Origin of the sequence: Lentzea flava, assembly GCF_014648475.1 — a bacterium.
Classification (GTDB): Bacteria; Actinomycetota; Actinomycetes; order Mycobacteriales; family Pseudonocardiaceae; genus Lentzea; species Lentzea flava.
In genome coordinates this window covers 115,280-124,650 of sequence record NZ_BMRE01000007.1, presented here as the reverse complement: position 1 = coordinate 124,650, position 9,371 = coordinate 115,280, and the positions used below count along the sequence as shown (strand labels likewise).

The 9,371-nt window shown below is 70.7% G+C and carries 1 protein-coding gene (cut by a window edge); it reads left to right on the top strand.

The features are described 5' to 3' along the window. Positions 1-24 precede the first annotated feature (24 nt). A protein-coding gene (locus IEZ09_RS12295) for a type I polyketide synthase (RefSeq protein WP_189253776.1) crosses the window boundary here: on the top strand, positions 25-9,371 show its start. Its footprint extends 20,416 nt past the window's final position; 9,347 of the gene's 29,763 nt are visible here — the first part of the coding sequence; it begins with the start codon at positions 25-27; the stop codon falls past the right edge of the window.

The following is a 9,371-nucleotide window of genomic DNA, read 5'->3' as shown; positions in this document are numbered from 1 at the left end:
CGGGCGATCCGAGAAGGAAGCGCGATGACCACCTCTGGTGACCAGTACGTCGAGGCTCTGCGGTCGTCACTGAAGGAGATCGACCGGCTGCGCAGGCAGAACCAGCAGCTGATCGCGGCGGCGGTGGAACCGATCGCGATCGTGGGCATCGGGTGCCGGTACCCCGGCGGCGTGGCGTCGCCGGAGGACCTCTGGCAGGTCGTCGCCGAAGGCAGGGACGTGATCGGCGGCTTCCCCACCGACCGCGGCTGGGACCTGTCCGAACTGGACACGGCCACGATCGAGGGCGGATTCCTCGAAGACCCGGCGTCGTTCGACGCCGGGTTCTTCGGCATCTCACCGCGTGAAGCCGTGGTCATGGACCCGCAGCAACGCCTCCTGCTCGAAACCGCTTGGGAGGCACTGGAACGCGCCGGGGTGAACGCACAGTCGTTGCGCGGCAGCAAGACCGGCGTGTTCATGGGCACCACCTCGCAGGACTACGCCGATCTCCTTTCCCGTTCCGGCGAGGACGTCGGCCTCTACGCCACCACCGCGTTCGCCGCCTCGGTGCTGTCCGGCCGCATCTCCTACCTCCTCGGCCTCGAAGGCCCCGCCGTCACCGTCGACACCGCCTGCTCGTCGTCGCTGGTGGCCCTGCACCTCGCCGCTCAGGCCCTGCGCGCCGGCGAGTGCGACCTGGCTTTGGCCGGTGGTGTCGCGGTCATGACGACGCCCGCCGGGTTCGCCGCCTTCACCTCGCAGGGCGGGCTCGCCGGGAACGGGCGCTGCAAGGCGTTCTCCGACGACGCGGACGGCACCGGCTGGTCCGAGGGTGTCGGCGTGCTGGTGCTGAAACGCCTGTCCGACGCCCAGCGCGCGGGCGACAAGATCCTGGCCGTGGTCCGCGGTTCCGCCGTCAACCAGGACGGCGCCTCCAACGGCCTGACCGCCCCGAACGGCCCGTCGCAGCAGCGCGTCATCCGCCAGGCGCTGCAGAACGCCGGCCTCGCACCGTCCGATGTGGACGCTGTTGAAGCACACGGCACCGGAACGACCCTGGGCGACCCGATCGAGGCGCAGGCCATTCTCTCGGTGTACGGGCAGGATCGCGCCGAACCGCTCTACCTCGGGTCGATCAAGTCGAACATCGGTCACCCCCAGGGCGCGGCCGGTGTCGCCGGTGTGATCAAGGTCGTCATGGCCCTGCGGAACGGGCTGCTGCCCAAGACCCTGCACCTCGGCACGCCGTCCACCCAGGTCGACTGGACCAAGGGCAACGTCTCGCTGCTGCACGACGCGCGGCCGTGGCCGTCCGTGGACAGGCCTTTGCGCGCAGGCGTTTCCGCGTTCGGTGTGTCGGGCACGAACGCGCACGTGATCATCGAGCAGGCTCCGGCTTTCGAGGCGCCTGCGGAGGTTTCCGCTCCCGCTGTGCTGCCGTGGGTGTTGTCCGGCCGCACTCCGGCGGCGTTGGAGGAGCAGCGGGAACGGCTGCAGTCGGTCGTGGATGCCTTGTCGCCGCTCGACGTCGCGTTCACGCTGGCGACCGCGCGTGCGTCGTTCGAGCAACGCGCTGTCGTGTTGCCGGACGGCACCGAGCTCGCGCGCGGCGTGGCCGTCGAGGAGCACTCGCTCGCGTTCCTGTTCTCCGGTCAGGGATCACAGCGGATCGGGATGGGCCGCGAGCTCCACGCCCGGTTCCCGGTGTTCGCTTCCGCTTTCGACGAGGTCCTCGCGCATCTCGACCCGTCGTTGCGTTCGGTGATGTGGGGCGACGACGCCGCCCTGCTGAACCAGACCCGCTACACGCAGCCCGCGCTGTTCGCCTTCGAGGTGGCGATGTTCCGGCTGCTGGAGTCGTTCGGACTGGTGCCGGAGCAGGTGGCGGGCCATTCGATCGGCGAGATCGCGGCCGCGCACGTCGCCGGTGTGCTGTCCCTCGAAGACGCCTGCACGCTGGTGACGGCGCGCGCGTCGCTGATGCAGGCGCTCCCGGCGGGCGGCGTCATGATCGCCTTGCAGGCCACCGAGGACGAGGTCCTTCCGCACCTCACCGACGGCGTCTCCATCGCCGCCGTCAACGGCCCGCGCTCGGTCGTCATCGCCGGTGTGGAACAAGAGGCTCGTAGGATCGTTGAACAATTCAACGACAGGAAGGTCCGGCAACTCGACGTTTCCCACGCCTTCCACTCGCCGCTGATGGAACCGATGCTGGACGAGTTCCGCGCGGCCATCTCCGGTATTTCGTTCAACAATCCGACGATCCCGCTGTTGACTCGTGGGATCGTTCAACAATCCGAGTACTGGGTGCAGCACGTCCGCGAAGCCGTGCGCTTCCACGACACGGTGGTCGCGATGGGCGACAAGACGTTCGTGGAGGTCGGCCCGGACGGCGTGCTGTCCGCGATGGTCGACGGCGCGGTGCCCACCTCCCGCAAGGACCGCGGCGAGGAGCTCGCGTTCGTGACGGCGTTGGCGCGCCTGCACGTCGCCGGTGTGCCCGTTGACTGGGCGCGGTTGTTCGAAGGTTCCGGGGCTGTCCGGACGGACCTGCCGACGTACCCGTTCCAGCGGCAGCGGTTCTGGCCGCGGCCGAAGACCCAGGCCGGCGACGTGCGCGGCGCGGGCCTCGGCTCGGTCGGCCACCCGCTGCTCGGCGCGGCCGTCGAGCTCGCGGGCTCGGCGGGGCACCTGTTCACCTCGCGGCTGTCGCTGGCCACGCACCCGTGGCTCGCCGATCACGTGGTGATGGGGCGGGTTCTGTTCGCCGGTACCGCGTTCCTGGAGCTCGCGGTCCGTGCCGCGGACGAGGTGGGCTGCGATCGGGTCGAGGAGCTCACGCTCGCCGCTCCGCTGGTGCTGACGCCGGAGTCCGCCGTTCAGCTGCAGGTGTCCGTTGGGGCCGTCGACTCCACCGGCCGCCGTTCGATCGCGATCTTCTCGCGGCCCGAGGGTTCTGTTGACGCGCTTTGGGTTCAGCACGCGTCCGGTGTGCTCGGCGCTGGTGCGTCGCAGGTGTCGTTCGACGCTTCCGTGTGGCCGCCCGCGGGTGCGGAAGCAGTCGACATCTCCGGCTCCTACGAGCGCTTCACCGACCTGGGCTTCGACTACGGGCCGGTTTTCCAGGGCCTGCGGGCGGTGTGGCGCGGCGGTGACGGCGTCGTGTACGCCGAGGTCGCGTTGCCGGACGGCGTGGACGGGTCGGTGTTCGGGCTGCATCCGGCGTTGCTGGACGCCGGCATGCACGCCGCCGGGTTCGGCGACCTCGGCTCGATCAGCCGGGGCGGGCTGCCGTTCTCCTGGCAGGGCGTCTCCCTGCACGCCGCGGGCGCTTCCGCGGTGCGGGTGCGGTTGTCGCGGGGCGAGGACGGCTCGATGGAGATCGCCGTCGCCGACATGACCGGTGCTCCCGTCGCGTCCGTCGAGGCTCTGCAGACACGGCCGGTTCCCGTGGATGAACTGGGATCCGGGGTGGAGCGCGACTCGTTGTTCCGCATCGAGTGGGCGCCCGTCGAGCTGCCGGCCGGCTTCGCCGAGCAGACCGTCGCGGTGCTCGGCCCGGACGTGCTGTCGCTGGCGGCGGGACCGGTGGTCGAGTCGCTGACCGACGCGGACCTGACGCTGGTTCCCGTGGTGGGCACCGATGTGCGGGAAACCTGTTCGCGGGTGCTGGCGCTGATCCAGGAGTTCCTCGCGCGACCCGACGGCCGGTTGGCGTTCGTGACGCGCGGTGCGGTGGACGGTGACGACCTCGCCGCGGCTGCCGCGCGTGGCCTGGTGCGGTCGGCGCAGTCCGAGCACCCCGGCCGTTTCGTGTTGGTGGACCTGGACTTCTCGGAGGCGTCCGCGGGCGCGGTGCTGCACGCGCTGACGACCGACGAGCCGGTGCTCGCGATCCGCGACGGTGTCGTTCTCGCGGCCCGGCTGGCCCGAGCCGCCCTGCCCGCCGAGCGCCTGTCGTGGTCCGGCCGCGTGCTGATCACCGGTGGAACCGGCGGTCTCGGTCAGCTGGTGGCCCGGCATCTCGTCGAGGAGCACGGCGTCCGGGAGCTGCTGCTGGTGTCGCGCAGTGGTTCCGCCGACGTGTCGGCGTTGCGCGAGCTGGGTGCGGACGTGATCGTCGAGGCGTGTGACGTCTCCGACCGGCCGGCGCTGGAATCGTTGCTGTCGCGGCATTCCGTCGGTGGCGTGGTGCACACGGCCGCGGTGCTCGACGACGGCGTGGTCGAGTCGCTCACCGACGCTCGGCTCGACACCGTGCTGCGCCCCAAGGCCGACGCGGCGCTGCATCTGCACGAGCTTCTGCCTGACGTGCCTTTCGTGCTGTTCTCGTCCGCCGCGGGCACGTTCGGTGGCGCGGGCCAGGCGAACTACGCCGCCGCCAACGCTTTCCTCGACGCTCTGGCGCGCGTCCGCCGTGCGTCCGGGAAGCACGCCGTCGCACTGGCGTGGGGCGCCTGGGAGCAGACGTCGGGCATGACCGCCGCGATGTCGGACGCCGACATGCAGCGCATCGCCCGTTCCGGCATGCCTCCGCTGAAGGTCGCCGAGGGGCTGGCCCTGTTCGACGCCGGTGCCGCCGGCTCGGACGCTTTCCTGCTGCCCCTTCGCCTGGATCTTCCGGCGCTGCGTTCTCAGGGCACGCCTCCGCCGTTGCTGCGCGGCCTGATCAAGACGCCGAAGCGCCGTGCTGCGGCCCAGTCCGTTGCGTCTGATGGCCTTGTCGCGCGGTTGTCGCGTCTCGGTTCCGATGCGCGCCTGGAGGCGTTGCTGGATCTGGTCGCCACCGAGGTGGCCGCGGTGCTCGGCCACGGCGATGCGTCCGAAGTGGACCGCACCCGCACGTTCCAGGGCCTCGGCTTCGACTCGCTGACCGCGGTCGAACTGCGCAACCGCCTCACCTCGTCCACCGGTATCCGCCTCCCGGCGACGCTGATCTTCGACTACCCGACCGCGGGTGCCCTGGCCTCCTACCTGCTCGACGAGCTGTTCGGCGCCGACGTCCTCGTGCCGGAAACGGTGTCCGCTGACGTTTCCGACGACCCGATCGTGATCGTCGGCATGGCCTGCCACTACCCGGGTGGGGTGTCGTCGCCGGAAGACCTGTGGCGCCTGGTGTTCGAGGAACGCGACGGCATCACCGGTTTCCCCGTCAACCGCGGCTGGGACCTCGACGGGCTCTACGACCCGGACCCGGACGCCGCCGGCAAGACCCACGTGATGCAGGGCGGCTTCCTGCACGACGCCCCGTCGTTCGACCCGGACTTCTTCGGCATGTCGCCGCGCGAGGCCCTGGCCACGGACGTCCAGCACCGCCTGCTGCTGCAGACCGCCTGGGAGGCCTTCGAACGCGCGGGCATCGACCCGGCGACCGTGCGGGGCTCCAAGACCGGCGTCTTCGCGGGCGTGATGTCCAACGACTACTCGACTCTGGTGTCCGACGACATCTTCGAGGGCTACCAGGGCACCGGCACCGCGCAGAGCGTGCTGTCCGGCCGCGTCGCCTACACCTTCGGTCTCGAAGGTCCCGCGGTCACCGTCGACACGGCCTGTTCGTCCTCTTTGGTCGCTCTGCACCTCGCGGCTTCCGCGCTGCGCAACGGCGAATGCTCCCTGGCCCTCGCCGGCGGTGTCACCGTCATGTCGACGCCGGGCTCCTTCGTGGCCTTCTCGAAGCAGCGCGGCCTCGCGATGGACGGCCGCTGCAAGTCCTTCGCCGACGCCGCCGACGGCACGGGCTGGGGCGAGGGCGTGGGCCTGCTGGTCCTGGAACGCCGATCGGACGCCCTGCGCAACGGCCACACCATCCTGGCGGTCGTGCGCGGCTCCGCGGTCAACCAGGACGGCGCCTCGAACGGCCTCACCGCCCCGAACGGCCCGTCGCAGCAACGCGTGATCCGCGCGGCCCTCGCCTCCGCAGGCCTGTCCACCGCTGACGTCGACGTCGTCGAGGCCCACGGCACGGGCACCACGCTCGGCGACCCGATCGAGGCCCAGGCGCTGCTCGCCGTCTACGGCCAGGACCGCCCGTCGCCGCTCCTCCTCGGCTCCATCAAGTCCAACATCGGCCACACCCAGGCCGCCGCCGGTGTCGCCGGCGTCATCAAGATGGTCCACGCGATGCGCCACGGCGTGGTGCCCGCGACGCTGCACGTCGACCAGCCCTCCACCCACATCGACTGGAGCGCGGGCGACGTCTCCCTGGTGACCACCGCGACCCCGTGGCCTTCCGTGTCGCGCCCGCGCCGCGCCGGTGTCTCGTCGTTCGGCGTCTCGGGCACCAACGCCCACGTGATCCTCGAGGCCCCGGAACTGTCAGACCTGCCTGAGATGATTGGGATGGGGACCTCGGTCTCCCCCGGAGGGGCCCCAACCGGGATCGATACAGCCGCGACCGGCGCGGGCTCGGTTCCGCTGGTCGTGTCGGCGCGATCGGCTGCCTCGCTGGCGGCGCAGGTCGAGCGGATCAAGGCGTGGCCGGGGGACGCGGCGGACATCGCCTTCTCGTTGCTGACCACGCGCGCGTTGTTCGACCACCGGGCTGTGCTGCTCGACGGCGAAGTGCTGGCGACCGGCGTGGCGAAGGCCGGGGAGCTGGCGTTCTTGTTCAGCGGGCAGGGGTCGCAGCGGCTCGGCATGGGACGCGAGCTGTACGAGGCGTTCCCGGTGTTCGCCGAGGCGCTCGACGCGGTGCTCGTCCACCTCGACCCCGCCGTGCGCGAGGTCATGTGGGGTGATGACGCCGAGGCGTTGAACCAGACCGGGTATGCGCAGCCGGCGCTGTTCGCGTTCCAGGTGGCGTTGTACCGGCTGCTCGAGTTCTACGGCGTGACGCCCGATCACATCGCGGGTCACTCGATCGGGGAAATCGCCGCCGCACACGTCGCCGGGGTGCTGAGCCTGGAGGACGCGTGCCAGCTCGTCACGGCGCGCGCCTCGTTGATGAAGGCGTTGCCCGCGGGTGGCGCGATGGTGTCGGTGGTCGCGTCCGAAGAAGAGGTGCGTGCCCATCTGACCGATGGCGTGGCCATCGCTGCGGTCAACGGGCCTCGGTCTGTCGTGATCTCCGGCGTCGAAGATGAAGTGCTTGCCATCGCCGCGAGGTGGAAGAACAAGCGGTTGAAGGTCTCGCACGCCTTCCACTCGCCGTTGATGGAGCCGATGCTCGACGACTTCCGCGACGCGATCAGCGGGCTGACGTTCCACGAGCCGAATGTCCGAATGTCAACATCCGGACAAGTGGACACCGTCGACTACTGGGTCGACCACGTCCGCGCCACCGTCCGGTTCCACGACAACGTCTCGGCCCTGGGTGACGTGAAGTTCCTCGAGGTCGGGCCCGATGGCGTGCTGTCCGCCCTGGTGGACGGATGCGTGCCCGCGGTCCGGCGCGATGTTGACGAAGTCAAGTCAATGTTGACGGCATTGAGTCGAATCAATGTTGACGGCGTCAATGTTGATTGGAACAAGTTCTGTCAACATGGCCGCAAGATCGACCTGCCGACGTATGCGTTCGAGCAGCACCGGTTCTGGCCCGAGGTGTCCACCAGGTCCGACGTCCGGTCGGCGGGCCTCGGCGCGGTCGAACACCCGCTGCTCGGCGCCGCCGTCGAGCTCGCCGGGGGAGAGGGCCTGCTGTTCACGAGCAGGCTGTCGCTGCGCACCCACCCGTGGCTGCGGGACCACTCCCTGCACGGCAAGGTGCTCGTGCCCGGCGCGGCACTCGTCGAGCTCGCGTTGCGGGCGGCGGACGAGGCAGGCCTCGACCGCGTCGACGAGCTGACCATCTCGGCGCCGCTCGTGCTGCCCGACACGGGTGCCGTTCAGCTGCAGATCCGGGTCGGTGCCGAAGGCGACCGCCGGGCCGTGGCGATCCACAGCCGTCCCGAGGACAGCGACCTGCCGTGGACCGAGCACGCTGCCGGTTTCCTGGCTGCCGGCACCACGGCCGCTGACTTCGACGCTTCCACCTTCGACGCGTCCGCGTGGCCGCCGGCCGGAGCCGAGGCAGTGCCGGTCGAGGGTCTCTACGAGCGGTTCGCGGAGGTCGGGTTCGAGTACGGGCACGCGTTCCAGGGGCTGCGGGCCGCCTGGAAGCTGGGCGACCAGGTGTTCGCCGAGGTCGCGCTGCCCGAAGACGTGACCACCGCCGGTTTCGGACTCCACCCGGCGTTGCTGGACGCGGCGCTGCACGCCGTGGCGTTCGCCGACCAGCGGACCGAGGGCGCGGTGCCGTTCTCGTGGGAAAACGTCGCGCTGCACGCGGTCGGTGCGACGGCGCTGCGCGTGCGGCTGTGGACCACCGGCGACAGCTCGATGGAGATCGCCATCGCCGACACCACCGGTGCACCGGTGGCAACGGTCGGATCGCTGGTGACGCGAGCCGTGTCGGCGGAGCAGCTCACCGCGGCGCAGGAGGCGTTGTTCGGGCTGGACTGGGTGCCGATCACGCTCACCGACGCGGTTCCGGCGGCGCACGTCGTCGAGCACGTGTCGGCAGAGGGGTCACCGGTCGAGGTCGCGCACGCGGTGACCGCCTCCGCGCTCGCCAAGATCCAGGAGTGGATCGCCGCCGACCGCGCGGAGAAGCTCGTTTTCGTCACCCGGCGAGGTGACTTGGGTGCGTCGGCGGTGTGGGGCCTGGTGCGGGCCGCGCAGTCGGAGCACCCCGGCCGCTTCGCGCTGGTCGAGACCGACGGCGACCTGCCCGACGCGGTGCTCGCGAGTGCGGAGCCGCAGCTGCGGGTGCGGGGCGGCGAGGTGTTCGTGCCGCGCGTCGCGCGGATCGCCGCGGGTGACAGCGTTGTGCTGGAAGGACCTGTGCTGATCACCGGTGGCACCGGTGGGCTCGGTCAGGTGATCGCGCGGCATCTCGTTGCCGCGCATGGTGTTCGTGACCTGGTTCTGGTCAGCCGCCGCGGTGAGACCCCGGACTGGGTTGCCGATCTGGACGCGTCGGTGACGGTCGTGGCGTGCGACGTCGCCGACCGGCACGCCGTCGCGAACCTCTTTGCGGGCAACCGAATCCGTTCCGTCGTGCACACCGCCGGTGTGCTGGACGACGGCGTGATCGAGTCGCTCACGCCCGAACGCGTGTCGAACGTCCTGCGGCCCAAGGTCGACGCCGCGTGGAACCTGCACGAGCTCGCCGGCGACGTGTCCGCGTTCGTCGTGTACTCGTCCGGTGCGGGGATCTTCGGTTCGTCCGGCCAGGGCAACTACGCGGCGGGCAACACGTTCCTCGACGCGTTGATCGAGCACCGGCGGGCGCAGGGTCTGCCGGGTGTGTCGCTGGCGTGGGGCGCGTGGGCCGAGACCGGCATGCTGTCGGGTGCCGACGCCGAACGCCTCGCCAAGTCGGGCATGCCGCCGATCACACCCGCGGAAGG